Origin of the sequence: Nocardia sp. NPDC057668 (assembly GCF_042799795.1) — a bacterium.
GTDB lineage: Bacteria > Actinomycetota > Actinomycetes > Mycobacteriales > Mycobacteriaceae > Nocardia.
In genome coordinates, this window is sequence record NZ_JBHVIC010000004.1 from 454420 (window position 1) to 480234 (window position 25815).

The following is a 25815-nucleotide window of genomic DNA, read 5'->3' on the forward strand; positions in this document are numbered from 1 at the left end:
GTCGGCGGCCGGGTCTAGTCGGAGAAGATCTCGCGATTGACCGTGTGCAGGTAGGGGATCGCCAGGAAGGGTGAGATGTAGAAGATGTCGTAGAGCCACCAGCCGATGACCGGCAGCACCACACCGGCGAACCGGACATCGGCATATACGGTCATGTTCGCGACGTAGCCGACCCAGATCACGACCCCGAACCAGCAGGTGACGATCAGCCACTGGTGTCCCCAGCGCTTCATCTGCAGGAAGGCGATCGCGGCGGCCACGCGCATCGGGAAGACGACCAGAATCAGCGCGACCTCCCAGCCCTTCTCGCCGGGCGCGGACGATCCGCCCACCCACAGCTCGTTGTAGTGCCACCAGTAGCCGCCGTCGAAGAAGTTGCCCCACCCGGCGAAGAACACGCGGGTGACGAGGGTGTGACTGGCGAACAGGTCCAGTACCCAGCCGATGCTGTTGAGGAAGGCGTCGATGAGGATCAGATAGCCGAGCAGCGTCACCAGAATCGGCCGGACCGACAGCCCCGCCTGTTGCGCCCGGCGTTGCAACCAGATGCCGCGCAGGAACAGTGGCAGCCCGGCCAGGCCCAGCACATAGGTGCCCATCAACGCGGTACCGGCGATGAGCCAGCGGTCCGCGCGGCGCTGCGCGTCCCTGCTTTCCGCGTCGTGTTGATCGAGGGCTCCGCCGGATGCGACTCCGGATGACGCGTCGCCGCGGCGGAGGAAGGAGAACGTCGGCATATTCATGGGCGACTACCAGTCTCTGGTGAGGAACATGCGCATCTGAATGACGAACATCAGCAGCAGGTATCCGTAGATGGTGAGTTGGAAGACGATCAGCGCGCGACGGCGCCGGCGGTCCTGTTCGTTCATGGTGGTGTTCTCCCGGGTTGTGCTACAGGGTCGAGCCGTCGGCGAGCAGGCTGGCCGCGGCGATTTCGCGGAGCCCGTCGTGAATGGCGCCGTCGCTGCTCAGTGGTGCGAGGACGCACGCCCGCGCCGCGTCGAGCTCGGTCGCTCCGGCGACGATCAGGCGGGCGGCGGTGACCAGCGTCCGGGTGGACGGGGGCTCGAAGTGGAACACCTCGTCCGCCGCGCGAATAGTGTTGGCGCAGTGCACCAGTCGCTGGGCGACGGGGTGCTCGACGCCGGTCTCCGCGACCACCACGCCGGCCTCGCGATCGGGCGGGAGATAGTCCATCGTGACGGTCACGAAGCGTTGCCGGAACGACGGTTTGAGCTCTTTGAGCGAGCTGCGGAAGGCGGGGTTGTAGGAGCAGACGAGCATGAAGGACTCGGGCGCGTGCACCACTTCGTCGGCGCGGTCGAGAAACAGGGTGCGGCGATGATCGGTGAGCGAGTGCAGGATGGCCAGTGAATCGTGCCGCGCCTCGACTACCTCGTCCAGGTAGCAGATCGCCCCGGCCTTCACGGCACGGGTGAGCGGACCGTCGTTCCAGACCACGTCGCCGCCGGTCACCAGGAATCGACCGACCAGATCCGAGCTGGTGAGATCGTCGTGGCAGCTGATGGTGACCACCGGGCGGCTCAGCAGCCGCCCCATGTGCTCGACGAACCTGGTCTTTCCGCAGCCGGTGGGTCCGTTGAGCATGACCGGAACCTGTTGCGCGAAAGCCTGCTCGAACAGCTGAACCTCGGGTCCGCCGGCGTAGTAGATATCGGATGTCATCTGGCGACCAACTCTCGATGGATATGTGCGAGGACGCGGGGCAACTCGTCCACTCGCCGAATGCGCTGTGAGCGATGGATTCCGAATACCTCGGGCAGCGGATCGACGCGGACGGGCCCGACGCCGATGTAGTAGATCGACACGCCCGCTTCCTCGGCTTCCTCGAGTGCGTGCGCGACATCCGCCCAGGCATAGCGGCCCTCGTACCCCTCGTCGGACATGAGGCCGTCGCCGATGACGATGAGCTGACGCCGCTCGGCGGGTTGTTCCAGCAGCCGCCGGGTCAGGTGGCGCAGGGGCGCGCCGAGCCGGGTGTAGCCGGCGGTGGACAGTCCCGCGGCGCTCGGGTCGAGAAAGTGACCGTCGTGGAAGTCCTTGAGGCAGCGCACATCGACGTGGTGCCGGGTGTTTCCGGTGAACGTGAACAGGGCGTGGCGTTCGCGCGCGAGGGTCATGGCACGCGAGAGCGCGTCGGCGCAGGCGAGTTCCACCTGGAAAACGCGGCCGCCGTGCACACCGAGCGAGGAACTGGCGTCCAGCAGCACGGCGGTGGCGACATCGCGGGAACTGGGCAGCAGTTCGCGAAATACCCGCGCCTCGGTGGGATGCCCGGTGGCGCGGTCGACGAAATGGCTCACGTAGCGGTCGATATCGAGGTCGGACCCGTCCTCGAGACCGACGCGCATGGATCGGTGCGTGTGTTGCTCGAACCAGCGGCGGATGTCCGGGGCGACCGCGGCGACGGGCCGGGCGTGTTTCGCGCGGGCGCGCTCGAGGACCGCCACGTGGTCCCGCAGAAAGTCCGAGGTCCAGAGGTTCCACTCCGGATAGGGAATACCCGCACGCTGATCGGGCCGAATCTCGATGTCGTCGTTCTCGGGGCGGCTCGGCGGCGGGAGGTTGACCGCCCGTGCGCCGCCTTCGCCGCCCACGGGTACCGACGCCGGGCGGCGCGTGTCACTGCGCTGGGATGTCCAGGGCATTCGGCCGTGGACGCGGCGGACCGTCGCGGCCAGCCGGCCGCGAGCGCGCCCGGCCAGCGGCAGTTCGCCGAGTAGCGGATGCTTGGGAAGTTGCTCTCGGGATCGAGCCAAACGCACTGCCCGGGAAATGATTTCGTCGCCGCTCAAATCTTGACCGGAGAGCTCGAGGCCGGGCAGCCGGTGCCGTAGTTCGGGCAGCAGGCCGGGTAGCCGGTCGGCGATCCAGCCCGCCGCGACCCCGCCCTCGACGATCGAGACGGCGCCGCGCTCGCGCGGCGAGAGTTCGTGCAGGGCATAGTCCGCGATGCGTTCCTTCGACGGTGCGCACTGCAGCGCCACCCCGCAGGTCAGGGTGCTCCGGGTCCAGTCGGCGGCGACCGCCGGGTAGGGGACGTGCACGACGGTGTGATCGGCGTTCAGCCCGAATCCGCGCCGTTCCCCGGTCACCAGCCGGACCCCGGTCCGCCGGCGTTCGGAGAACGCGACGGCCGTCAGCGCACAGCTGCGCTCGACCGCCGAGGCATGGGCGTCGGTCATGGCGGATCACCCGAGCAGCGTTGGGCGACAATTGCTTCCACCATGATCAGAAGGTTCCGATATTGCTCATGACCCAGTACCAGAAGGCGATGATCGCGATCACCGCGCCCCAGGCCAGAAGCAGTCGCAGGAGGTCCAGCAGCATGGTCGTGTCTCCGCATCGGTTGGTGTGCGCGTCCGGCCCGGGTGCTCATCGGGGCTCCAGGCTGCGCAGGGTGGTGAGGATGTAGCTGTCCAGGGCGGCCGTTCGGACCGCCTTGGAGCCGGTGGTGGTGGTGAGCAGGGCGTACAGGCCGAGCAGGAAGAACACGGCGCTGTAGTAGGGCTCGACCGCGTTCTGGGCCTCGCCGCGCTCGCCCGCCCGGGCGATCTCCTCGGCCACCAGGGCGATCACGGGATGTTCACGCCAGGTGTCATCGAGTGGTCTGGTCGGCGAGAAGTGCACCGAGAGAAGGTCTTTGAAGAGCAGAGGACCCAATCGGCGTTCGAGGGAGACGATCAACCTGATCGCCTCGGTCAAAGCCGCGGGAAGGTCGTGCGGCGAGGCGAGGAATCGGCCCAGCTCCTTGGCGATCCGGGCTTCCTCGCGCTGCTCCAATTCGAGCAGCACGTGTTCTTTGGTGGGGAAATGGAAGTAGAAGGTTCCGCGCGCCACCCCCGCGGCCTCGACGATGACGGCTATATCGCCGTCGGTGGCGCCGGTCTTCTTGAATTCGGCCACGGCCGCGTCCAGGATCCGGCGCCGAGTCTGCAGGCGCTGAGCCGCTCGGCTCTGTGGCTGTTCCTGAGTTCTGCTCATGGCCGGTTCTTACTTGCGCCGACGACCGGTGTCAAACCAGTGCCGAACTGGCGTTGCTGTATTGCATCGAAAGTGCTTCTGCGACAGTCGATTCAAGTGCTCGTAGTGTCCGTTCGTACTCCCTTATGTTGACAGATGTCAGTGAATCGAGTCAATAGCCGGTTCCCTGTCGGGTGGTAGATCTGCCCGGCGATCACAGCCGGTACTCGGGCAGCACCCCTTTGCCGATGATTCGTTTCTGGATCTCACTGGTGCCCTCGCCGATCAACATGAACGGGGCCTCGCGCATGAGGCGCTCGATCTCGTACTCGGTGGAGTAGCCGTACCCGCCGTGAATGCGGAAGCTGGCACGGGTCACCTCGTTGCAGTATTCGCTGGCAAGGTATTTGGCCATCCCGGCGGCGACGTCGCTGCGCGCCCCGGAGTCCTTCAGACGGGCGGCGTTGACCATCATCAGGTGCGCGGCCTCGACCTTGGTTGCCATCTCCGCCAGGGCGAAGGCGATGGCCTGGTGATCGATGATCGGGCGGCCGAAGGCGGCGCGCTGCTGCGCGTAGCGGGCGCCGAGTTCGAACGCGCGCAGCGCGATTCCGCAGGCGCGCGCCGCGACATTGACTCGCCCGACCTCGACGCCACTCATCATCTGTTTGAAACCCGCGCCGGGGCGGCCCCCGAGTACCGTCGCCGCCGGCGTGCGGTAGTCGTCGAAGAGCAGCTCGGTGGTGTCGATGCCCCGGTACCCCATTTTGGGGATCTTCCCGGGAATGGTCAGGCCCGGGGCGACCGTGCCGAGGCCGGTCGGCTTCTCGACCAGGAAGGCGGTGAGGTTCTCGTGCGGGCGTTCGCTGCCCTCCTCGGTCCGCACGAGCACCGCGACCAGATTGGCGGTGGATCCGTTGGTGAGCCACATCTTCCGGCCGTTGATCGTGTAGTCGCCGGTCTCGTCGCGCACCGCTTTGGTCTTGATGGCGGCGACGTCGGATCCGAGTTCGGGTTCGGACATCGAGAACGCGCCGCGCACCTCGCCCGTGGCCATGCGGGGCAGGTAGCGGCGCTTCTGATCGTCGGTGCCGTGGTGCTGGATCAGGTGCGCCACGATGAAGTGCGTGTTGATCACGCCAGAGACGCTCATCCAGCCGCGAGCGATCTCCTCCACGCACAGCGCGTAGGTCAGCAGGGACTCGCCCAGCCCCCCGTACTCCTCGGCGATGGTGAGCCCGAACAGGCCCATCTCCGCCATGCGGTCGACGATGGCCCCGGGATAGGTGTCGGAGTGTTCGAGGTCCTGGGCGACGGGGATGATCTGCCGGTCCACGAAAGTGCGCACGGCCGCGAGGATCTCGGTCTGTGCGTCGGTCAGGCCCGGGGTCTGCGCCAGCTTCACGACAGCACCACCGTCAGGGTTTCGGCGATACACACAGGTTTGACCTGCCCTTCATTCTCGATGGTCCAGCGGACCGTGAGCACCGTGCGGGTGTCCTGCACCGTGACCTGCGCGATGGTGGCGACGGCTCGAATCGCGGTGCCGGAGCGCACCGGAGCGGGGAAGCGATAGGTGTTGCCGCCGTAATTGATTCGCGCGGAGCCGAAGTCGAGCGCATAGAGCTCCGCGCCCAGTACGGGTAGCAGCGAGAGGGTGAGGTAGCCGTGGGCGATGGTCGCGCCGTACGGGCCGGTGCGCGCCCGATCGGGATCGGTGTGAATCCACTGACCGTCGCCCGTCGTGGCGGCGAAGGAGTCGATCTGCGCCTGGGAGATGGTGCGCCACGGACCGGGTCCGATGGATTCGCCCTGCGCGGCCAGCAATTCGGCCGCCGAACCGAAGACCCGCATGTTCATGCCACCCGCTCGAAGATCGCGGCCAGACCCTGGCCGCCGCCGATGCACATGGTCTCCAAGCCGTATCGCAGTTCGCGCCGGTGCATTTCCCGGGCCAGCGTCGCGAGCATGCGCCCGCCCGTGGCGCCGACCGGATGGCCCAGTGAGATGCCGGAGCCGTGCACGTTGACGCGGTCGAGGTCGTCCGCGCCGAACTTCCACTCACGCAGGACCGCCAGGGCCTGCGCGGCGAACGCTTCGTTGAGCTCGATCAGGTCGATGTCGGACAGAGCGAGCCCGGCGCGGGCCAGGGCGGCATCGGTGGCGGGAACCGGGCCGATGCCCATGATGCCGGGCAGGACCCCCGACACCGCCCAGGATTTGAGCGCCACCAGGGGAGTCAGACCCAGTTCGTGCGCCTTCGCCCGGGTGGTGACCAGGCACATGGCTGCCGCGTCGTTCTGACCGCTGGAGTTGCCCGCCGTCACGGTGGATTCGGGATCCTGCCGGACGCGCATCGGGGTGAGGGCGGCCAGGGCGTCCACGGTGGTGTCGGCGCGGGGGTGTTCGTCGGTGTCGAACACGCTCTTCCTGCCTCGCACGGTGATCGTGGCCGGGATGATCTGTTGCGCGCACGCGCCGCCGGTGATGGCGGCCACGGCACGCTGATGGGAGCGCACCGCGAGCGCGTCCTGCTCCGCGCGCGAGATCTCGTAGGTGCGGCGCAGGTTCTCCGCGGTCTCCACCATGCCGCCGGGTACCGGATAGTGTTGCCCGCCCGCGGTTTCGCGGCCGCGCGCCAGCCCGTCGTGCATACGCACACCGGTGCGGGCGCCACCCCAGCGCATGTCCAGGGAGTAGAACGCGGTGTTGCTCATGCTCTCCGCACCGCCCGCCACGACGACCTCGTTCGCGCCGCCGGCGACCTGCAGGCACGCCTGGATCACCGACTGCAGTCCCGATCCGCAGCGCCGGTCGATCTGCATGCCGCCCACGGTGATCGGCAAGCCGCTGTCGAGGGCCACGACCCGGCCGATGGCCGGGGCCTCGCTGGTGGGGTAGCAGTGTCCGAGGATGACGTCCTCGATGAGTTCCGGGTCGATCCCGGTGCGGTCCAGGAGCCCGCGCAGGGCGATGACGCCGAGTTCCACGGCGGTCTGCTCGCGGAACATCCCGCCGTAGCGGCCGATGGGGGTGCGAACGGGTTCGCAGATCACTGCTTCACGCATGGAATCGCTTTCCGGGAGAGGGGAAGTCGGCGGTCAGGACCGCGTGGACGATGCCGGGGGACGCGTCCGCGGCGGCCAGCTCGAGCGTGACCCCATCGCCGGGTTCGTTCCGACGTCGCACGCGTGCCGGATCCGCGCAGAACAGCGGGGCCAGATTGCGATGTCGCAGTCGCGCCGGGCTCGTGCCGGGGCGTTCGAGCCGGATCACCTCGGCCAGCGCGAGGGTGATGAGCGGGCCGTGCACGACCAGATTCGGGTAGCCCTCCACGGCGGTGGCGTAGGGCCAGTCGTAGTGGATGCGATGGGCATTGGCGGTGGCGGCGCTGAAGCGCATCAACACGGTGGGGTCCGTGCGCAGTTCCCAGTCCCAGCGTCCGGATCTGCGCAGCGGAGCGCCGACGGGCTCCACGGCACGGGGGAGTGCGGACGCCCTCGGTTCGGCGTCGGCGTCGCGGTACAGCAGCTGCTGCCGCTCGACCACCGCCGGGGCATCGCCGTCGGCGAACAGCCGAATCTCCACCTCGACGATCACGAGCGGTCCGCTGCGACCGGACTTGGGCGTCACCGAGGCGACCCTGGCCTCGCGGCGGACGGTCGCGCCGACGTGGATGACACCGTGCCGCTCGACCGTGCCACCGGCGAACATGCGGCGCGGCAGTTCCACGGGCGGCAGGAAATCGCCGCGGGCGGGGTGACCGTCGGGGCCGATCAGCGTGGATACCGGCCAGCGCGCGAGCGCGACCCAGTGCCACAGCGGCGGCAGCGGATCACCGGCCTTCGGTGCGGGCGTGCCGGTGTCGAGCAGAGCGGACAGGGCGGACACCGCGGCCGGGTCGATCACTTCCTCGGACACGACCGTGGACGGCTGCCAGGGGGTCACATGAACCGCCCGCCGGTCACTTCCAGGGTCGTTCCGGTCATGTAGGAGGACATGGCCGAGGCCAGGAAGAGGGCGACCTGGGCGACCTCTTCGGGCTCACCGGCGCGGGACATGGGTATCTCGGCCAGCTTGGAGTCCCACACCTGCTGCGGCATAGCGGTTGTCATCGGCGAGCGGATCAGGCCCGGCGCGATCGCGTTGACGCGCACGCCGTGGCGTGCCGTCTCCTTGGCCGCGGCCTTGGTCAGTCCGATGATGCCCGCTTTGGCGGCGGAGTAGTTGGTCTGCCCGGCCATGCCGACCTTGCCCGAGAGCGAGGAGATGTTGATGATGCTGCCGCCGCCGGGGTTTTCCCGCATGATCTCCGCCGCGGCCCGGGTGCCGTTCCAGGTGCCCTTCAGATGCACCCCGATCACCCGGTCGAAGTCGACCTCGGTCATCTTGCGCATCGAGGCGTCGCGGGTGATGCCCGCGTTGTTCACCATGATGTCCAGGGAGCCGAATTCCGCACGCGCGGTGTCGATCAGGCGGGTGATGTCCGCGGCGTCGGTGACGTCGCAACGCACCGCCCGGACCGCGCCGGGCATCGTCGCGACGGTCTGCAGTCCGGAGGTCACGGCACCGGGATTCAGGTCACCGACCACGACGCGAGCGCCGGCATGCAGGAAAGCGGCGGCGATGGCGTAGCCGATGCCCTGCGCACCGCCGGTGACGACGGCGACGCGATCTGCGAGTAACGACATGTTCGGATCTCTCTTCGGGACTTGCGGATTCGGGCAGAGGGAGTGGCGGACTCGGGGCGGCCGCGATGCGAGGGAGAGCGGGCACGCTTTCCGGCATTGCTATTGAAGCCATTATCGTAAGCGCGACGGGATGATTCCGGAAGACCTCTTCCGGCAGTTGCGGACGGTGTTACGGTTGCCATTACTGGAGTGGATTCGCACAAGTTGCCGGGAGACAGTGATGCCGCAGGTCGTAGGGTTCATCGGGGCCGGGCGAATGGGTGAACCCATGGTCGTGCGGCTGATCGGGGCCGGTCATCGGGTGGTGGTGCTGGCCCGGCGCGCGGAGGTGCGGGAACGCCTGGGCGCGTGCGGAGCCGAGGTCGTGCGGACGATCGCCGAGGTGGCCGAGGCCGCCGATGTGGTCGTCGTGTGCGTGTTCTCGGACCCGCAGCTGATAGACGTACTGGGCGGGCCGTCGGGCCTGCTGGCGACGGCGAAACCGAGCACGATCGTGGTCTCGCACACCACCGGCTCGGTGGGGACGGTGCGCGAGCTGGCCGCGGCCCATCCGGATGGACCGGTGCTACTGGACGGACCGGTGAGCGGCTCCGCGCAGGACATCGCGGCGGGCAGGCTCACGGTGCTGCTGGGCGGTCCCGGCGAGTCGGCCGAGGCCGTGCGCCCGGTGCTCGAGAGCTACTCCGCGCAGATCATCGCGACCGGCGCGCTCGGGACCGCGCTGAACGTGAAACTGGTGAACAACGCCTTGTTCGCGGCGAATTCGCAACTGGTCGCCGAAGCCGCGCGGGTGGGACGTCAGCTCGGCATCGACGATCGCGATCTGCTGCGGGCGCTGAGCGCGTGCAGCGGCGCGAGTCACGCCGCGGAGTCGATTCGGCGCACCGGGGGCCTGGCCGCGTTCGAGAAGGCGGCCGCACCGTTCCTGCGCAAAGACGTCGCCGCGTGCCTCGCCGCGACCGCCGACGCCGGCGCCGACCTCGGTCGCTTGGCCGCGGTGATCCACAACGGCCCGCTCGAGCTCGGCTGAGACCGGGAGGGATCACATGAACCGATCGACAACCGAACCATCCGGTGCGGGAACCGAACCGCACACGCGCGTCATCGCCGTCCCCGCCGACGACGACCCGGATACCCTGGCGGACATCCTGGCCCGCCAGCGCGCGGCGTTCCTGCGGCAGGGCCCGCCGTCCGCGCGGGTGCGCCGCGACCGGATCGATCGCCTGATCTCGATGGTGCTGGACAATCGCGAGGCGTTCACCGACGCGCTCTCCCGGGACTTCGGCACCCGTTCGCGCACCGGCATCCTGTTCGCGGAGATCATGGGGATGCTCTCCTCGCTCGAGCACACCCGGGCGAATCTGGATCGGTGGATGCGCCCGCACAACCCGAGCCGAGCCGCGCGACTCATCGGGGTCCGCGCCGAGGTGCAGCCTTCCCCCCTGGGCGTGGTGGGGATCATCGGTCCCTGGAACTTCCCGCTCGGACTGGTCGTCTGGCCCGCGGTCTCGGCCTTCGCGGCCGGCAATCGGGTCATGATCAAGATGTCCGAAGTCACCTCGCACACGGCACGATTGACCAAAGCCCTGGCGGACGACTACTTCGACCGGGACGTGCTGGCGGTCGTGACCGGCGGCCCCGACGTCGCCGCGGCCTTCGCGAACCTGCGCCTGGACCACATCTTCTTCACGGGGTCCACCCGGGTGGGCCGACTCGTCATGCAGGCCGCCGCGGCGAACCTCGTCCCGGTCACCCTGGAACTCGGCGGGAAGAACCCGGTGGTGGTGGCGCCCGACGCCGACATCGCGCGAGCGGCCCGCCGAATCGCGCGCTCGCGCATGGTCAACGGCGGTCAGGTGTGCGTGTGTCCCGACTACGTCCTGGTGCCCGAGCACCTGATCGAGGAGTTCACCGCGGCCGTGCGGGCCGCGCTGGCGGAGACGTTCCCGGACATCATCGCCAATGACGACTACACCTCGAGTGTCGACGACGCGAACTACGACCGCGTGCTCGCGCTGGTGGACGACGCACGGGCGCGGGGTGCGCGCGTGGAGTCGGTGGAACCCGCCGGGGAGGTCTTGCCGGACAGGCGAACCCGCAAGATCGCGCCCACGGTGGTGCGAGATGTCACCGACGACATGGCGATCACGCGGGAGGAGATATTCGGGCCGGTGCTGGTCATCCGGCCGTACTTGGGCCTGGGTGCGGCGATCGATCATGTGAACGAGCGCCCCGCGCCCCTGGTCGCCTATTGGTTCGGCCCCGACGGCCCCGACTTCCGCACCTTCGTCCGGCACACCCGCAGCGGTGGCGTATCTCGAAACGACTTCGGCATGAACATGTTTCCCGTCGACGCGCCCTTCGGCGGCGTGGGCCACAGCGGGATGGGCGCCTATCACGGCAAGGCGGGCTTCGACACCTTCAGTCACCGCCGCACCGTCGTCGGCAGTGACCTGCCCTGGCCGATCACCAGCGTGGCCGCGCCGCCGTTCAGCGGCGCGCTGCGCGCCCTGGTGGACTTCACCCTGCGCACCGCGCACCGGCGGAGCCGCTCCCGAATAGCGAAGAGCACGTACTGACTCGAACCCGCACCGGCGCGGTTCGCATACGCCGGTGCGGGGTTACGCGTTGGCCGCTCCGGTCGAGGCCGGTGTCTCGATATCCACCGTCGCGAAGCTGACGGTGGCGACGGCCGCAAGTTCGCCGGCGGGCAGGGTCAGCACGTCCACCTGGACGACCACCGATCGTTTGCCCGCGTGGATGATTCGGGTCACGGCTCGGGCCGTGCCGGTGGTGATCGCCCGCAGGTATCGGATGTTCAGGTCGGAGGTCACCACTCCGCCGCGGGGCGGGCGGGTCTCGAGAGCCACGGTGCCCGCCGCGATGTCGGCGAGCATGGCGATCAGGCCGCCCTGGAGGCCGCCCGCGGTATTGACCACGTGCGGCGCGATGGGAATCTCCCAGACCAGCGAGCCGTCCGCGGCGCGCTGCTTGCGAAATCCGATGTGGGACACGAGTTCGCCGATGGCACGGATATCGGTGCGGGCGGTGTCGATGGTCATGCGGGCCTCCCGGGCACGGAATCGGAGCTGTGGAAGTGCCGCCGCACCGCGGCCAGGTCTGGCTTTCCGGACGGGGTGCGCGGGATAGTGTCGACGATCGCCATCTCGGCCGGAATCTCATAGGGCGCGAGCATGTCTCGCAGAAACTCGGCCAGGTCCCGCGCGGTGGCGCGCGCACCGCCGCGCAACTCCACCATCGCCACCGGCGTCTCGCCCAGGCGCGGATCGGGGCGGGCCACCACCGCCGCGCCCAGTACGGCGGGATGGCCCTCGAGCGCGCCGCGCACATCATCGGGCATGATCTTGAACCCGCCGCGGATGATGGCCTGATCGGCGCGGCCCAGGATCCAGAGGAAGCCGTCGGCATCGATACGGGCGAAATCGGTGGTCCGCATCCATTCGGCGTCCGGTCCGAGCTGACCGGGAATGACCTCGAGGAGCCCGGTCTGCCCGGCCTCGAGCACCGAGCCGTCCTCGTCCACCACCCGGAGCCGCGCACCGCCGGTGGCCCGGCCGACACTGCCGCGCTTGGCAGCCCAGTGGCGCTGATGATCGGGCAGCGTCCAGCCGGCCACGCCGCCGCCGAACTCGGTCGCCGCGTAGGAGGTGAGCACCGGAATACCGAACTTCTCGTAGAACGCCTCGGCATCCTCCGCGGACAGCGGCGCGGTGCCCGAGGTTGCGACGCGGACCCCCGCCAGGTCCGCACGGCTCAGCTCCGAGTGCAGCACCATACGCAGGGCGGCGGGCACCAGCGACACCGCTTTCGGGCGATGGGCGCGCACGGCCCGCGCCCAACTGCCGAGCTCGAACCGGGGCAGCAGCACGAACGGCCTTGCCGCGGTGACGCATTGCAGCACACGGAAGATCCCGCCGATATGGACGAGCGGCGCGTTGACGATCGCCACGCCCCGACGGTGTTCGGTCGGTGCGCTCGCACGCTCGGGTTCGGGACCGATCACACTGCGCGCGAGCGTGTCGTAGGTGATGTCGACGCGCTTGGGTGGCCCGGTGGTGCCGCTGGTCAGCATGTGCACGGCCACCCCCGAAGGGGCCGGGCTCGACTGTTGCCACGGCCCGGCGTCGGCGATCTCGATCTCGTCGCCCAGGCCCGCGATGGCGAGCCGGGCGCTGTCGGACCCGGGGGCTACCAGCGCGGTCAGATCCGCTGCCAGGCCGATGACGAGGGGCAGGTGCAGCGCGGCGACATCGGCGCGGGCGCGATCATCGCCGCGAGCCGGGTTGAGCACGACCACGCTGCCCCCGCCGAGCAGGACACCGAGGAAGGCCGCGACGTGCTCCGGGCGATTGCGCAGCAGAATGCCGACCTGTCGCCGGCCGGCCGGATACGCGGCCACCGCCCGGCGAACGCGCTGCGTCAACCCGTCGAGCTGCCGCCAGGAATACCACCGGTCCTCGAACTCTATTGCGCGCGAATCGGGTTCCAGCCGCAGGACATCGGCGATTCGCCTGCTCAGGGCATGGTCTGCGTAGCTCACAGGGTTCCTCACTGGTTCTGCGGACCGGCTTCGATGAGCCGGCTCGCGCGATCGAGAATGCACCGCAGGCCGATCTCGAAGTTGTGCTCGTCGGGCGCGCCCGAGCGGTGCCCCAGGGCCATGGCCGCCGCCAGCAGGGGAGTCGTGTCCGGGTCGATTCGAATCGTGTCGTAGTACGCGCCGACCGAGGTGTGCTGCTCCTTGTTCCTGTCGTAGAGCCGTTGCAGCACAACCGATCCCTGAACGTGCAGATTCACCGCAGAATACGTTCCGAACGCGTCCTCGACCGAGAGTCCGGCCTGCACCAGGCTGGCCACGGTGCGCTCGACCTGCTCGGCGCCCAGCTGGGCGGCGTGCTGGCTCAGCGCGGAGCGGACGAGAATCAGATCGCACATGATGGGATTGGCCAGGAAGGTGCGGCGCATCGCCCGCGCGTGATTGCCCAGGGTGGCGCGCCAATCGGCCGCGTCGACGAAGGGGAAGGGCAGCGCGAAGATGTAACGCCGGACCGCGCGGTCGGTCATGGCGTTGAGCAGATCGTCCTTGCGGCGGAAGTACCAGTAGATGCTGGTGACGCCCACGTCGAGATGCTTGCCGAGCAAGGGCATGCTCAAGCCGTCGATCGAGACCTGTTCGGCGAGTTCGAACGCGCCGTCGATGATGTCGTCGGGGTTGAGGGAGCCGCGCTCGCGTCGTCGCCGCTTGTCACGGTTCGGGGCCGCCATCATCGCTGTTCCACGCGGGCGTCGTTCACCGGGTGATCCTTTCGTTCACATCACCAGGCCGCCGTCGACCGGCAGTACCTGCCCGGTGACGAACGACCCGGCGTCGGAGGCCAGAAATACGAACGCGCCGGCGACCTCATCGGGTTCGGCCCAGCGCCGCAGCGGAATTCGCGCGAGCATCTGTTCGGCGAACCTTGGATCGGTGCGGATGGTCTCGGTCATCGAGGTCGCGGCCGCGGGCGCCAGCGCGTTGACGGTGATCTGCTTGCGCGCCAATTCCTTGGCCAGCGATTTCGTCAGACCGACGATTCCGGCCTTCGCGGTCGAGTAGTTCACCTGCCCCAGCGCGCCGGTCAGGCCCGCGGAGGACGTGACGTTGATGATGCGGCCGGTGCCGTCCACCGGCAGGTGTTCCAGGCTCGCCCGAGCACAGCGGAAAGCGCCCAGGACATGGATATCGAGCATCCGCAGCACCGATTCCTCGGTGGTTTCCCGGAACATCGCGGGCGCGATCGCCCCGGCGTTGTTGACGACGATATGCAATGTGCCGCCGGTCAATCGAGCCGCGGCGGCAGCGGCTTCGGTCGCCGCGCCCGCGTCGCACACATCCAGTGCCGCACCGATGGCCCGGCCACCGCCGGCGGTGATCCGTGCGGCGGTGGCCGCCGCGGCATCGGCGTCGACGTCGGTCACCAGCACCGAAGCGCCATGGGCGGCCAGCGCGGCGGAGACCGCCGCGCCGATGCCGCCGCCCGCGCCGGTGACCAGGGCCGAACGGCCGGACAGGTCGAACAGATTTCGGGCCACCACGGCCGTCTCCTCGAATTGTGTTGGTGTGCGGTGCTGTTCAGGACGCAACGGTGAACGTCACCGGGAGCGACGGGGGAGAGCGGAACGGCTGCCCGAAGATGTGGGGGTCACTGCCGGGCCGCACCTCGATATCCGTCAGCCGGTCGAGCAGGCATTCGATCGCGACCCGCGTCTCCATGCGGGCCAGATGCAGCCCAAGGCAGGTGTGCGCACCCGCGGTGAAACTGATGTGCGGCAGATGGTTACGGGAGATGTCGAACTCCTCGGGCCGCTCCCAGCGCTGCTCGTCGCGATTGGCCGAGCCCAGGCACAGGTCGAGCACCGCGCCCTGCGGGATGTCAACTCCGGCCAGCTCGGTGTCCTCGGTGACGTACCGCTGCACCAGGGTCAGGGGCGTCTCGAATCGCAGGCCCTCTTCGATCGCCATCGGAATCAGATCGCGGTTCTCCCGCAGCGCGCGGAACTGATCCGGATGCCGCAGCAGCAGGTGGAGCAGATTCCCGGAGGACCGGTACGTGGTCTCCAGCCCGGCGGGCAGCAGCAGCCGCAGGAACGAGTAGATGGCTTTGTCGCTCAGTCGTTCACCCTCGATCTCGGCGTTCATCAGATCGGTGATGATGTCGTCGGTCGGATTCGAACGCCGCTGTTCCATCTGGTCGAGGAAGTAGTTCTTCAGATCCTTGGACGCTTCGAGGGCGCGCGGCACCTTGTCCGCGTAGCTGATGATCGCCACCGCGGCCTTGCGAAAGAAGGGCAGGTCCCGCTCCGGCAGGCCGAGCAGGCGCGCGATGACCCGGGTCGGAAACTCGAAGGTGAACTCCCGGATCAGATCGGCGCTGCCGCGGTCGGCGAACTCGTCGATGAGACCGTCGCAGATCGGGCGAACGACCTCGGGTTCCCAGTCCAGCAGCGAATGCGGTTTGAACGCCGTGGCCACCAGTCCCCGATGGGCGCGATGCGCCGGGCCGTTCATGGCCAGGATCGTCGGGCCCATGAAGACGCCGATGGTGGAATCGTAGAGCTGGGAACTGAATACGCGGTTGTTGCGCAGCGCGGCGCTGACCGCCCCGTAGGACACCGCGGCATAGCTGTTCTGCGGCCGCAGCGACTCCGGGGTCCGCGAATAGTCCATGACCGTGCCGCGGAACACCTCTCCTTCGCGCCGGCGGGCGGCGAAATAGGGGTAGGGATCGCGCAGGTCGAGGATGCTCCCGACCGCTGCCGATTTGTCCTGAACAGGGCTGTCCACAGTTCACCTCTGACGTCGTCGAGCCGGAGGGGCTCGCGTACTAGTTCTTACTGTAAGGCATACAGTATATGGGATGAGCAGTCCGGACGCCCGCGCCTCGATGTCGTGTGCGCTACAGCTGGATCGGCGCGCCGGCCGACAGCGGCATGATGAAACCGCCGTCCACGTGGATGTCCTGGCCGTTGACCCAGCCCGCGGCGGGTGAGGACAGGAACTCGATCACCGGCACGACGTCCTCGACGGTGCCGTGCCGCCCGACCGTCGCCTCGACCGAGTCGAGCATGTCCTTGCCCATCGAGGTCTCGAAGTCGACCAGGATCGGGGTCCGGGTCGGCCCGGGGCTCACCGTGTTCACCCGGACGCCGAACTTCTGCCACGCCGGGCCCGCGAGTCTCTTGCTGTAGATGATCGCGGCCTGCTTGGACGTGCTGTACACCGGATACGCGGGATCCTGGCCCGCCTGCCAGGCATCCACCGCGGCGGCGTCGGTCGCCTCGAGCAGGCCGGTCAGATCCGCCATCCGCAACTGCCAGCCGAGCGCGGCGGTGGATGCCACGATGACGATCGAGCCGCCGTGCCGCAGTCGCGGCAGCATCCCCTCGGACAGCATTCGCATGGCGAGATAGTTGACCCGCAGGACATCCCCGGCCGGCGCGGTTCCGGGCACTCCGGCCACGTAAGCCAGTGTGTCCCAACCGGTATCGATCGTCTCGAGCAGATCGGCGATCGCCGACGCGTCCCGCAGGTCGCATTGCGCGTGGCGCGCGGCGGGGGTGTCGCCGGGCCGGAGGTCCACGGCCAGGACGTGGTCGCCGCGCTCGTGGAAGCGGGTAGCGGTCGCCGCGCCGATTCCCGAACCCGCGCCGACCACCACCGTACGCCGTACTGTTGCCTCGTTTTTCACCGTGAACCTCGTTGTTCCGTCGCCCGTAGCCGAGTTATAGAATGCTTGACAGTAAGCCTCACTATAAATCACTCTGGTGGGCGCTACAACGATCTCCGGCCCAGCCCATGGCGTAGATCGAATCGCACGACGACGTATCGAAGGGGTCGTTCATGAGGATGCCGATCGTTGATGACGCCGCGAAGGTGCTGGCGGATCCGACGGCCTACGCCGATGAGACTCGACTGCACACCGCACTCGCGCACCTGCGCGCGGACAACCCGGTCTCGCTGGTGCGGGCGCCCGACTATCAACCGTTCTGGGCCATCACCAAACACGCGGACGTCATGGCGGTCGAGCGGGCCAACCGGCTGTTCACCAACTGGCCCCGGCCGGTGCTGATGACCTCGGCCTCGGACGAGATGCAGCAGGCCGTCGGAATTCGGACCCTGATCCACATGGACGATCCCCAGCACCGGGTGGTGCGCGCCATCGCCGCGGACTGGTTCGGCCCGAAGTCCATGAAGGCCATGGGATTTCGCATCGAAGAACTCGCCAAACGCTACGTGGACAAGATGCGTGACGCGGGCGGGCAGTGCGACTTCGTCCAGGAGGTGTCGGCGCACTTCCCGCTGTATGTGATCATGTCGCTGCTGGGCGTTCCCGAGTCGGACTTCCCGCGGATGCTGAAGCTGACCCAGGAGCTGGTCGGCAGCGACGACGACGAGCTCAAGCGCAGCACGCCCGCGGACGAGACCATGAACTCGCTCCTCGAGATGTTCGCGTACTTCCAGGATCTGACCGCGCGCTGGCGCGAAAACCCCACGGGCGACCTGGGTTCGGTCATCGCCAATGCGCGTATCGACGGCGAGCCGCTCTCGGACGTGGACACCATGTCCTACTACGCCATCATCGCGACCGCCGGCCACGACACGACCAGCAGCAGCATCGCCGGCGGGATGCGGGCCCTGGTCGAGCATGCCGATCAGCGAAACCTGCTGCGGGACAATCCCGAACTGATGCCGCAGGCCACCGAGGAGATCATCCGGTGGGTGACCCCGGTCAAGGCCTTCATGCGCACCGCCGCGCAGGACACCACGGTCAACGGGGTTCCCATCGCGGCCGGCGACTCGCTGCTGCTGTCGTACGCCTCGGCGAACCGGGACGAAGAGGTCTTCGCGGATCCGTTCCGCTTCGACATCGAGCGCGAAGCCAACAAGCACGTGGCGTTCGGATACGGCGTGCACTTCTGTCTCGGCGCCGGCCTGGCCCGCATGGAGATCGGCAAGTTCTTCGCCGAGCTACTGCCACGACTGCAGTCCATCGAGCTCGACGGCGCACCGGAATTGACGGCCACCACGTTCGTCGGCGGCCTCAAGCACCTGCCGGTTCGCTACTCCCTGACCTGACGGCCACCGATATGTGCAGGACGCAACAGATGACGAACGATGCCGCACGGGAGCCGGCCGCGGCCGCGCGGTCCGGCGGTGCGCGACCGATCGCAGGTGAGCCGCGGTGACCGAATGGAGCATCAGCGCTGTCTTCGACGCGATCGCGCAGGCGGTTCCGGACCGGACCATGACGGTGTGCGGGGAGCGGCGGATCACCTTCGCCGAGGGGTCGAGCCGGACCCGTCGCTTCGCGAACTTTCTGGCCGCGAAGGGATTCGGGGTACAGGACACCGGCGCGGAACGCGAGCGCTGGGAGTGTGGGCAGGACCGGATCGCCCTGTTGATGCGCAACGACGTGTATCCCGAGGCGCTGATCGGCTGCCTCAAGGCCCGGGTGGTCCCGGTCAACGTCAACTACCACTACACCGCCACCGAGATCCGGGACCTGCTGGCCTATCTGCGGCCGCGCGGGGTCGTCTTCCATCGCTCGTTCGGTCCGGTGCTGCGCGAGGCCGCCCCGGACGGGGTCGAGGTGTTCATCTCGGTCGAGGACGGCAGCGATGCCGTCGCCCCCGACGGCACAGTGCCTTTCGAGGAAGCGGTGCTCGCGGGGGACCCGGATCGAGTGATCGAGACCTCGCCGGACGATCTGATCATGCTCTGCACCGGCGGCACGACCGGCAGGCCCAAGGGCGTGCTGTGGCGGCAGAGCGACCTGTACGTCGCCTCGATGAACGGCGCGGACCACGACGACGTCTCCGCCCTGCACGCTTTCGCGAAAGCGACCGGGCAGGTGTGGTTCGCGGTCTCGCCGCTGTCACACGCCGCCGGCATCATGACCGCGTTCTCGGGCTTGCTGGCCGGGCAGACCATCGTGCTGTACGACGACCGGAACGGGTTCGACGCCCGCCTGGCCCTCGAGACCGCCGAGCGCGAGCGGGCGGCACTGCTGACCATCGTCGGCGACGCCTACGCCGGTCCCTTGGTTCGAGAGCTTCGGACACGGACGTACGACCTGTCCGCGCTGCTGGTGCTGGGAACCGGCGGTGCGGCCACCAACGCGGTGCACAAACACGATCTGCTCGAGCTGTTGCCGCAGGTGTACCTGGTGGAGGGGTACGGCGCGTCCGAGACCGGCGGCATGGCCTTCGGGCGCAGTCGCAGCGGCGCCGAGGTCGAGACCTTCGCACCCATGGCGGGGGCGGTGGCACTGTCGCACAACCGATCCCGGTTTCTGGAGCCGGGGGAGGACGAGGTCGGCTGGGCCGCCAGGGTCGGCCGGGTACCGCTCGGGTACTTCGCCGATCGCGAGTCCACCGAACGCACGTTCCCGCAGATCGGCGGTCAGCGCGTGGCGGTGCCGGGCGATCGGGCCAGGCTCGACGCGGACGGCTCGATCCGCCTGCTCGGCCGCGATTCGCTGGTGATCAACACCGGGGGCGAGAAGGTGTTCGTGGAGGAGGTCGAAGAGGTGTTGCGCGCGCACCCTGACGTCCGGGACGCGCTGGTGGTCGGGCGGCCCAGTCCGCGGTGGGGCCAGGAAGTCGTGGCGCTGGTGTGCGCGGATCCCGAACACGGCGTCGCCCCGGAAGTGTTGCGGCAGAGCTGCAAAGGCAGTCTCGCCGGTTTCAAGGTGCCCAAGGACATCGTGTACGTGACCGAGATTCGGCGGCTGGGCAACGGCAAGCCGGACTACCGGTGGGCCGCGCGCCGGGTCGGCAGCGATGCCCCGGTACAGGGAGGAGCCTGAATCATGCCGAGAGTCATCGACTGCCTGGCGAACGTGCATTTCGGCGAGCGGGAACAGCCCGGCTGGATGCAGGAGGTCAGGAGCAACTACTTCAAAGGCCCCGAATCGATGTACGCGCAGGTCGATCTCGGCGAACTGATCGACGAGATGGACGAGCAGGGCGTCGAGAAGGCGATCCTGATGTACTCCATGGTGAAGCCGTCGGCCACGGCCTTGAAGTTCGTAGAGGCGCGCCCGGAGCGGTTCGCGCTGGCGGTGAACGGCGTCGATCTTCTCCGCCCGGTCGCCGCGCTGCGCGAACTCGAGTCGCTCGTGCGGGACCTGCCGGTCGCGTATACGACCGTGGGGCCGAGCTTCTGGGGTGACGGCCGGTATCCGCCCACCGATGCCGCGTACTACCCGCTGTACTACAAATGCGCGGAGATGGGCTTGGCGCTGTGCATGAACACCGGCATCCCCGGTCCCCCGATTCCGGGTGAAGTGCAGAACCCGATCTACCTGGACCAGGTCTGCTATCGGTTCCCGGAACTGCGACTGTGCATGATCCACGGCGCGGACCCCTGGTGGGACACCGCCGTCCGGCTCCTGCTCAAGTACGAGAACCTGCGGCTGATGACCTCGGCGTGGTCGCCGAAGCGGTTGCCGGAGAGCCTCATTCACTTCATGCGCACCCGCGGCAGGAACAAGGTGATCTTCGGTTCGGATTGGCCCGTGCTCTCCATGCGCCGGGTCGTTCCCGAGGCGCTCGCCCTCGATCTGCCGCCCGAGGCGCTCGACAACTATCTCTACGAGAACGCCCGAGAGTTCTTCTTCGGCGAGGAGAAATGATCATGGACCGTTACGCATTGCGCAGGCAGGACTACAGCCTGTCCGCGGACCACACCGAACTGCGGGGCGCGTACGCCAAATTCTTCAAGGCGCGCTGCCCGATCGAGGTGGTGCGCGCCGCCGAGGCGAGCGGCTTCGACAAGAACCTGTGGGAGCAGCTGTGCGCCACCGGCGCGACGACCATGGCGCTGCCCGAAGCGGCCGGCGGTGACGGTGCCTCGCTGGTCGACCTGACCCTGGTCGCCGAGGAACTGGGCCGGAGCCTGGCCCCGGTGCCGTGGATCGATCACGTCTGCACGGCACGGCTGCTCGCCCGGCTCGGCGCGCTGGACCCCGCGACCGAGGCCACCGCAGACGTCGTGCACGGCCGCGCCATCGTGGCCTTCGACGCGCGGATCGGCGCGAGTTCGGGCGGCAGGCTCATCGGGTCGGGCGCGATCGCCGATCACCTCGTCATCCGCGACGGTGACGAGATCGTGCGGTTGAGCTTCGACACGCGTCCGGCGAAGGTCGACAATCTCGGCCGCCTGCCGATGGCCTGGGTCGATCCGGCCGCCGCGGACCGCCGCGAGGTGCTGGCCACCGGCCCCGAGGCGATCGCGCACTACGAACTGGCACAGGACGAATGGCGTCTGCTCACCGCCGCGGCCCTGGTCGGGCTGGTCGAGGAGACCGCGCGCATCGCCGCGGAGTTCGCCAAGACCCGCTACACGATGGGCGTGGCGATCTCGACCCTGCAGGGCATTTCGCATCCGCTGGCCAATATCGCGGTCGTCGTGCAGGGCGCCGGGGCGCTCGTGCACCGGGCCGCCTGGTTCCTCGACAACGAGCCCGGGGTACAGCCCGGCCTCGCCGCCGCGGCCTTCGTCTACATCACGGAGGAGGCGGCGCGCGCGGCCACCATGGCCGTGCACGTGCAGGGCGGGCTCGGCGTGACCACCGAGTCCGCAGCCTCGGCGTATCTGCTGCGCGCCCGGGGCTGGCCGCTGGCCGGCGGCGATCCGGCGGCCGGCGCGGCACGGGTCGCCGAATTGTTCGCTGCGGCACAGGGATAGGACGGATTCGAATGGATTTCTCAACGGTCGAGCTCGGCGCCGACGAACTCGCCTTCCGCGGGGGGGTGCGCAGCTTCCTCGCCACCCATGTCACCGACGACGTGCGCCGCCGGGACCGGGAGACGGGCGACAACTTCGACGAGGGCGTGCACCTGGCGATGGGTGCGGACGGCTGGCTGGCCGCCGAACTCGACACCCCCGAGCAGGGCGGCCTGACCCGGGTGCAGCGGCGAATCTGGGACCTGGAGAAGCGCCGGGCGCACGTCCCGTGGGTCACCTGGGGCACCACCATCATCGTGTCGAAATCGGTGGAGCAGTTCGGATCTCCCGAACTGCGGGAAGAGGTGCTGCCGCGCGTGCGCAGCGGTGAGGTCCGGTTGTGCCTGGGCTACACCGAACCCGAAGGCGGATCCGATGTGGCGACGTCCAAGACCCGGGCGGTGCGCGACGGGGATCAGTGGATCATCAACGGCTCCAAGATGTTCACGACCGGCGCGCACAACTGCCAGTACGCGTTCCTGATCACCAACACCGATCCCGAGGCCCGAAAGCACAAGAGCCTCACCATGTTCCTGGTTCCGCTCGACACCCCGGGCATCGAGATCCAGGGCCTGCGCACCGTGGACGGCGATCGGACCAACATCGTGTACTACACCGATGTCCGGATCGACGACAGGTACCGGCTCGGTGCGGTGAACAACGGCTGGAGTGTGCTGATGGAGCCGCTCAGCATCGAGCACGGCGCGCTCGCCGCCGCACCGGACGGGCTCGCGGACGTCTCGGTGATGGTGCACCAGGGCACGATGATGGCCGTCGCCGCCGACCGGATCGCAGCCGTGGCCGCCCGCCCGGGCCCCGACGGGCGCCGCCTGCTGGACGACGGGGCCACCTCGTATCGGCTGGGCCGCAGCATCGCTCGCATCGAGGCGGCGCTGTCCGCACCGGCCATGTTCGGGCGAGTCGCCATCGCGCAGGCCATGCGCGACGTCTCGCCGGAGCTGATGGATCTGCTCGGCGCGGCCGCGGCGCTGCCCGTCGACGCCGAGGGCGCGATCGACGCCGGCGGCGCGGAGTACCTGTACCGCTGGGCTCCGTTGTGCGGCATCTACGGCGGCACCCTCGAGGTCTTCCGCAATCTGATCGCCCAGCACGTCCTGGGGCTCGGGCGGCCCCATTACGCGCCGGCCGTCGCCGCCAAGGCCGGCTGAGCGCGGCCGACGTGGATCAGGAGGCAGTATGAGCGACACCGTCGGGGAGCGTTCCGCCCCGGTGCTCGAGGTGAATCGCCTGGCGGCCGCGAACGCCGAGTCCCGGATGCTGATCGCCGGCGAGTTGGTGGCGGCGGCGTCGGGAGCGGTGTTCGACAACCTGAGCCCGGCCACCGGCGCGGTGCTGGGCACCACCGCCGCGGCCGAGTCGCGGGATATGGATCGCGCGATCGCGGCCGCGCGGCGCGCGTTCGACGAGACCGACTGGCCGACGAACCGGGAGCTGCGCAAGCGCTGCCTGGGGCAGCTCCAGAGCGCGCTCGAGGGAGACCTGGAAGCCCTGCGCACCGAGCTGGTGGCCGAGGCCGGCTGTCCGGTGATGACCACGGGCAATGCCCAGCTGGAATGGCCGCTCGCGGAAGCGCTGCGCTATCCGGCCGGATTGATCGACGACTTCGGCTGGGAGCGAGAGCTTTCCGGCGGCGGGCTCTTCGGGCCGCGCAACGTCCGCACCGTCGTACAGGAACCGGTGGGTGTGGTCGCGGCGATCTGCCCGTCCAACTTCCCGCTGGAGGTCGTCCTCAACAAGCTGGGCCCGGCGCTGGCGGCCGGAAACACCGTGCTGCTCAAGCCCGATCCGAACACCCCGTGGAACGCCACCCGGCTCGGCAGGCTGATCGCCGAGCACACCGATTTCCCGCCCGGCGTCGTCAACGTGGTGCCCACCCCGTCCAACGAGGTGGCCGCGCTGGCGGCGACCGATCCGCGAGTCGACCTGATCTCCTTCACCGGTTCGACCGCCGTCGGCCGCACGCTGATGCGGCTGGGCGCGGACACCGTGAAGCGGACCTTCCTGGAGCTGGGCGGAAAATCCGCCCTGATCGTGCTCGAGGACGCCGATCCGGTCGCGGCGGTGCGCAGTGCGGTCGGCGTGTGCGTGCACGCCGGGCAGGCGTGCGCCGCCACCAGTCGAATGCTGGTGCACCACTCGATCTTCGAGGACATGGTCGGCGCCGTCGCGGCCGCGTTCGACGCGGTTCCGCTCGGGGACCCGGCCCTGCCCGACACCCTGGTCGGTCCGGTGATCAGCGCCGCACAGCAGCGGCGCGTCCTCGACGCGACCACGCGGGGGATCGATGACGGCGCGGAGCTGGTGACCGGAGGCGGTGTGCCGCGGGGGCTTCCGGACTATCTGGCAGGCGGGCACTTCGTGCGCCCCGCCGTGTTCGTCTGCCCGGACCCGAGGATCGCGCTCGCACGGGAGGAGATCTTCGGTCCGGTGCTGGTGATGATCCCGTTCACCGATGACGACGACGCGGTTCGCATCGCGAACGACACCGGCTACGGGCTCGCCGGTGCGGTCCTGTCCCGCTCGACGGAGCGGGCCATGGGGATCGCGCGGCGGGTGCGCACCGGGGCGATCGGGGTCAACGGCGGCATGTTCTACGGCGCCGATGCCCCGTTCGGTGGTTTCAAGAACAGCGGAGTCGGCCGCCAATGCGGACTCGAAGGGTTCCAGCAGTACCTCGAGACCAAGACCATCGGCTGCCGAATTCCCCGGCAGCACTGACAGATAGGAAGCACCCGGTGGGAAAACTGGACAACAAGGTCGCCGTGATCTCGGGGGCCGCCCGCGGGCAGGGCCGCTCGCACGCGGTGAATCTGGCCGCGGAGGGCGCGAGCATCATCGCCCTGGACATCTGCGCCGACCTCGAGGGCAACACCTATCCGCTCGCGCGCCCGGAGGACCTCGAGGAGACCGTCGCGCTCGTCGAAAAGCACGGCGTCCGTGCGCATCCGGTGATCGTCGACGTCCGGGAGCGCACCGCGGTGTGGGACGCGGTGGCCGCGGGCGTGCAGGCGCTGGGGCGGCTCGACGTGGTCGTGGCCAACGCCGGGATCGCCGCGATGGGCAGTGGCCAGACCATGCGGTCGTGGTCCGACACCATCGACACCGATCTGGTCGGCGTATTCAATGTCATCCAGGCCAGCCTGCCGTACCTGGGGCCGGGCGCGTCCATCATCGCGACCGGTTCGCTGGCCGCGCAATTGGGCAGCTCCACCAAGCAGGGACCTGGCGGGTCCGCGTACAGCCTCGCGAAACAGGTTGTGGCGCACTACGTCAACGATCTCGCGGTGCAGCTGGCCAAGCAGTCGATCCGGGTGAATGCCGTGCACCCGACGAACGTCAACACCGACATGCTGCACAACGAGGGTATGTACCGGGTCTTCCGGCCGGACCTGCCGTCGCCGACCAGGGCGGAGGCCGAGGCCGCGTTCCCGGCGATGCAGGCCATGCCCGTGCCGTACATCGAGCCGCAGGACGTGTCGGATCTGGTGGTGTTCCTGGCCTCGGAATCGTCCCGCTACATCACCGGGAGCCAGCTGCGCGTGGACGCGGGCGGGTTCGTCAAGGCCAAGACTTGGAAGCCCGCATGAGCGAGACCACCACCGCCTATCGGCTGTTCCGTTGCCTGGTATGCCAATTCGAATACGACGAGGAGGTCGGCCGGCCCGAGGACGGCATCGCGCCCGGAACCCGCTGGGACGATATTCCCGAGGACTGGTCGTGCCCGGACTGCGGGGCCGCCAAGGCCGATTTCGAGATGGTCGAGGTGCGGCGGTGACGGCACCGCTCGACGAGAGCCGGGATATCACCCGGATAGCCGCTGCGGCTGTG

25 protein-coding genes are annotated in these 25815 nt (G+C 68.7%); 10 read left to right on the forward strand and 15 right to left on the reverse strand.

The window, feature by feature from the left end:
• Positions 1–14 precede the first annotated feature (14 nt).
• The 9 genes from ACFVBH_RS26155 to fabG form a co-directional block, all read right to left on the reverse strand.
• Positions 15–737, reverse strand: coding sequence for a hypothetical protein (locus ACFVBH_RS26155; protein WP_379005894.1), 723 nt, complete (start codon positions 735–737; stop codon positions 15–17).
• A gap of 154 nt (positions 738–891) precedes the next feature.
• Complete coding sequence (locus ACFVBH_RS26160; protein ID WP_379005384.1) at positions 892–1686, reverse strand: CbbQ/NirQ/NorQ/GpvN family protein; 795 nt, start codon at positions 1684–1686, stop codon at positions 892–894.
• A complete protein-coding gene (locus ACFVBH_RS26165; protein ID WP_379005386.1) occupies positions 1683–3206 on the reverse strand; it encodes a nitric oxide reductase activation protein NorD in 1524 nt (507 codons plus the stop codon). The genes ACFVBH_RS26160 and ACFVBH_RS26165 overlap by 4 nt, the downstream gene beginning before the upstream one ends.
• Before the next feature lie 190 nt (positions 3207–3396).
• Positions 3397–4005 carry a TetR/AcrR family transcriptional regulator gene (locus tag ACFVBH_RS26170; protein WP_379005388.1) on the reverse strand — a complete coding sequence of 203 codons (609 nt, stop codon included), beginning with the start codon at positions 4003–4005 and terminating at the stop codon, positions 3397–3399.
• A 193-nt stretch (positions 4006–4198) separates the two neighbouring features.
• Positions 4199–5389: an acyl-CoA dehydrogenase family protein gene (locus ACFVBH_RS26175; RefSeq protein WP_379005390.1), complete on the reverse strand. Its 1191-nt coding sequence runs from the start codon at positions 5387–5389 to the stop codon at positions 4199–4201.
• Positions 5386–5844, reverse strand: coding sequence for a MaoC family dehydratase (locus tag ACFVBH_RS26180; protein ID WP_379005392.1), 459 nt, complete (start codon positions 5842–5844; stop codon positions 5386–5388). The genes ACFVBH_RS26175 and ACFVBH_RS26180 overlap by 4 nt, the downstream gene beginning before the upstream one ends.
• The gene (locus tag ACFVBH_RS26185; protein ID WP_379005394.1) at positions 5841–7052 is read right to left on the reverse strand and encodes an acetyl-CoA C-acetyltransferase; all 1212 of its coding nucleotides are present in this window, start codon (positions 7050–7052) and stop codon (positions 5841–5843) included. The genes ACFVBH_RS26180 and ACFVBH_RS26185 overlap by 4 nt, the downstream gene beginning before the upstream one ends.
• The gene (locus tag ACFVBH_RS26190; protein WP_379005396.1) at positions 7045–7932 is read right to left on the reverse strand and encodes a MaoC family dehydratase N-terminal domain-containing protein; all 888 of its coding nucleotides are present in this window, start codon (positions 7930–7932) and stop codon (positions 7045–7047) included. The genes ACFVBH_RS26185 and ACFVBH_RS26190 overlap by 8 nt, the downstream gene beginning before the upstream one ends.
• On the reverse strand, positions 7929–8675 hold the full coding sequence (gene fabG, locus ACFVBH_RS26195; protein ID WP_379005398.1) for a 3-oxoacyl-ACP reductase FabG: 747 nt from the start codon (positions 8673–8675) through the stop codon (positions 7929–7931). The genes ACFVBH_RS26190 and fabG overlap by 4 nt, the downstream gene beginning before the upstream one ends.
• A 220-nt stretch (positions 8676–8895) precedes the next feature.
• Here fabG and ACFVBH_RS26200 point away from each other — a divergent pair, with 220 nt between their 5' ends.
• The gene (locus ACFVBH_RS26200; RefSeq protein ID WP_379005400.1) at positions 8896–9705 is read left to right on the forward strand and encodes an NAD(P)-dependent oxidoreductase; all 810 of its coding nucleotides are present in this window, start codon (positions 8896–8898) and stop codon (positions 9703–9705) included.
• Between the two features lie 16 nt (positions 9706–9721).
• A complete protein-coding gene (locus tag ACFVBH_RS26205) occupies positions 9722–11254 on the forward strand; it encodes an aldehyde dehydrogenase family protein (protein WP_379005402.1) in 1533 nt (510 codons plus the stop codon).
• Between the two features lie 42 nt (positions 11255–11296).
• Here ACFVBH_RS26205 and ACFVBH_RS26210 read toward each other — a convergent pair whose 3' ends face one another.
• From ACFVBH_RS26210 to ACFVBH_RS26235, 6 genes are all read right to left on the reverse strand, one after another.
• Entirely contained in the window at positions 11297–11737 is a 441-nt protein-coding gene (locus tag ACFVBH_RS26210) for a PaaI family thioesterase (RefSeq protein WP_379005404.1), read from the reverse strand.
• Positions 11734–13236, reverse strand: coding sequence for a class I adenylate-forming enzyme family protein (locus ACFVBH_RS26215; RefSeq protein WP_379005406.1), 1503 nt, complete (start codon positions 13234–13236; stop codon positions 11734–11736). The genes ACFVBH_RS26210 and ACFVBH_RS26215 overlap by 4 nt, the downstream gene beginning before the upstream one ends.
• Before the next feature lie 8 nt (positions 13237–13244).
• The gene (locus tag ACFVBH_RS26220) at positions 13245–13964 is read right to left on the reverse strand and encodes a TetR/AcrR family transcriptional regulator (protein ID WP_379005408.1); all 720 of its coding nucleotides are present in this window, start codon (positions 13962–13964) and stop codon (positions 13245–13247) included.
• Between the two features lie 42 nt (positions 13965–14006).
• Complete coding sequence (locus ACFVBH_RS26225) at positions 14007–14771, reverse strand: SDR family NAD(P)-dependent oxidoreductase (RefSeq protein ID WP_379005410.1); 765 nt, start codon at positions 14769–14771, stop codon at positions 14007–14009.
• A 37-nt stretch (positions 14772–14808) separates the two neighbouring features.
• Positions 14809–16020 carry a cytochrome P450 gene (locus ACFVBH_RS26230; protein ID WP_379005413.1) on the reverse strand — a complete coding sequence of 404 codons (1212 nt, stop codon included), beginning with the start codon at positions 16018–16020 and terminating at the stop codon, positions 14809–14811.
• 112 nt (positions 16021–16132) lie between these two features.
• Complete coding sequence (locus tag ACFVBH_RS26235) at positions 16133–16924, reverse strand: SDR family oxidoreductase (RefSeq protein ID WP_379005415.1); 792 nt, start codon at positions 16922–16924, stop codon at positions 16133–16135.
• Between the two features lie 152 nt (positions 16925–17076).
• On the opposite strand from ACFVBH_RS26235, the gene ACFVBH_RS26240 reads away from it, so the two are divergent.
• From ACFVBH_RS26240 to ACFVBH_RS26275, 8 genes are all read left to right on the forward strand, one after another.
• On the forward strand, positions 17077–18312 hold the full coding sequence (locus ACFVBH_RS26240; RefSeq protein ID WP_379005417.1) for a cytochrome P450: 1236 nt from the start codon (positions 17077–17079) through the stop codon (positions 18310–18312).
• A 106-nt stretch (positions 18313–18418) separates the two neighbouring features.
• Positions 18419–20044 carry an AMP-binding protein gene (locus ACFVBH_RS26245; protein WP_379005419.1) on the forward strand — a complete coding sequence of 542 codons (1626 nt, stop codon included), beginning with the start codon at positions 18419–18421 and terminating at the stop codon, positions 20042–20044.
• The gene (locus tag ACFVBH_RS26250) at positions 20045–20872 is read left to right on the forward strand and encodes an amidohydrolase family protein (protein ID WP_379005895.1); all 828 of its coding nucleotides are present in this window, start codon (positions 20045–20047) and stop codon (positions 20870–20872) included.
• A gap of 2 nt (positions 20873–20874) precedes the next feature.
• Positions 20875–21927 (forward strand): acyl-CoA dehydrogenase family protein, encoded by a 1053-nt coding sequence (locus tag ACFVBH_RS26255; RefSeq protein WP_379005421.1) that lies wholly within the window; start codon positions 20875–20877, stop codon positions 21925–21927.
• Between the two features lie 11 nt (positions 21928–21938).
• Positions 21939–23135: an acyl-CoA dehydrogenase family protein gene (locus ACFVBH_RS26260; protein WP_379005423.1), complete on the forward strand. Its 1197-nt coding sequence runs from the start codon at positions 21939–21941 to the stop codon at positions 23133–23135.
• Between the two features lie 28 nt (positions 23136–23163).
• Complete coding sequence (locus ACFVBH_RS26265) at positions 23164–24705, forward strand: aldehyde dehydrogenase family protein (protein WP_379005425.1); 1542 nt, start codon at positions 23164–23166, stop codon at positions 24703–24705.
• Between the two features lie 17 nt (positions 24706–24722).
• Positions 24723–25574, forward strand: coding sequence for a mycofactocin-coupled SDR family oxidoreductase (locus tag ACFVBH_RS26270; RefSeq protein WP_379005427.1), 852 nt, complete (start codon positions 24723–24725; stop codon positions 25572–25574).
• Positions 25571–25762: a rubredoxin gene (locus ACFVBH_RS26275; protein ID WP_379005429.1), complete on the forward strand. Its 192-nt coding sequence runs from the start codon at positions 25571–25573 to the stop codon at positions 25760–25762. The genes ACFVBH_RS26270 and ACFVBH_RS26275 overlap by 4 nt, the downstream gene beginning before the upstream one ends.
• Positions 25763–25815: the final 53 nt, after the last annotated feature.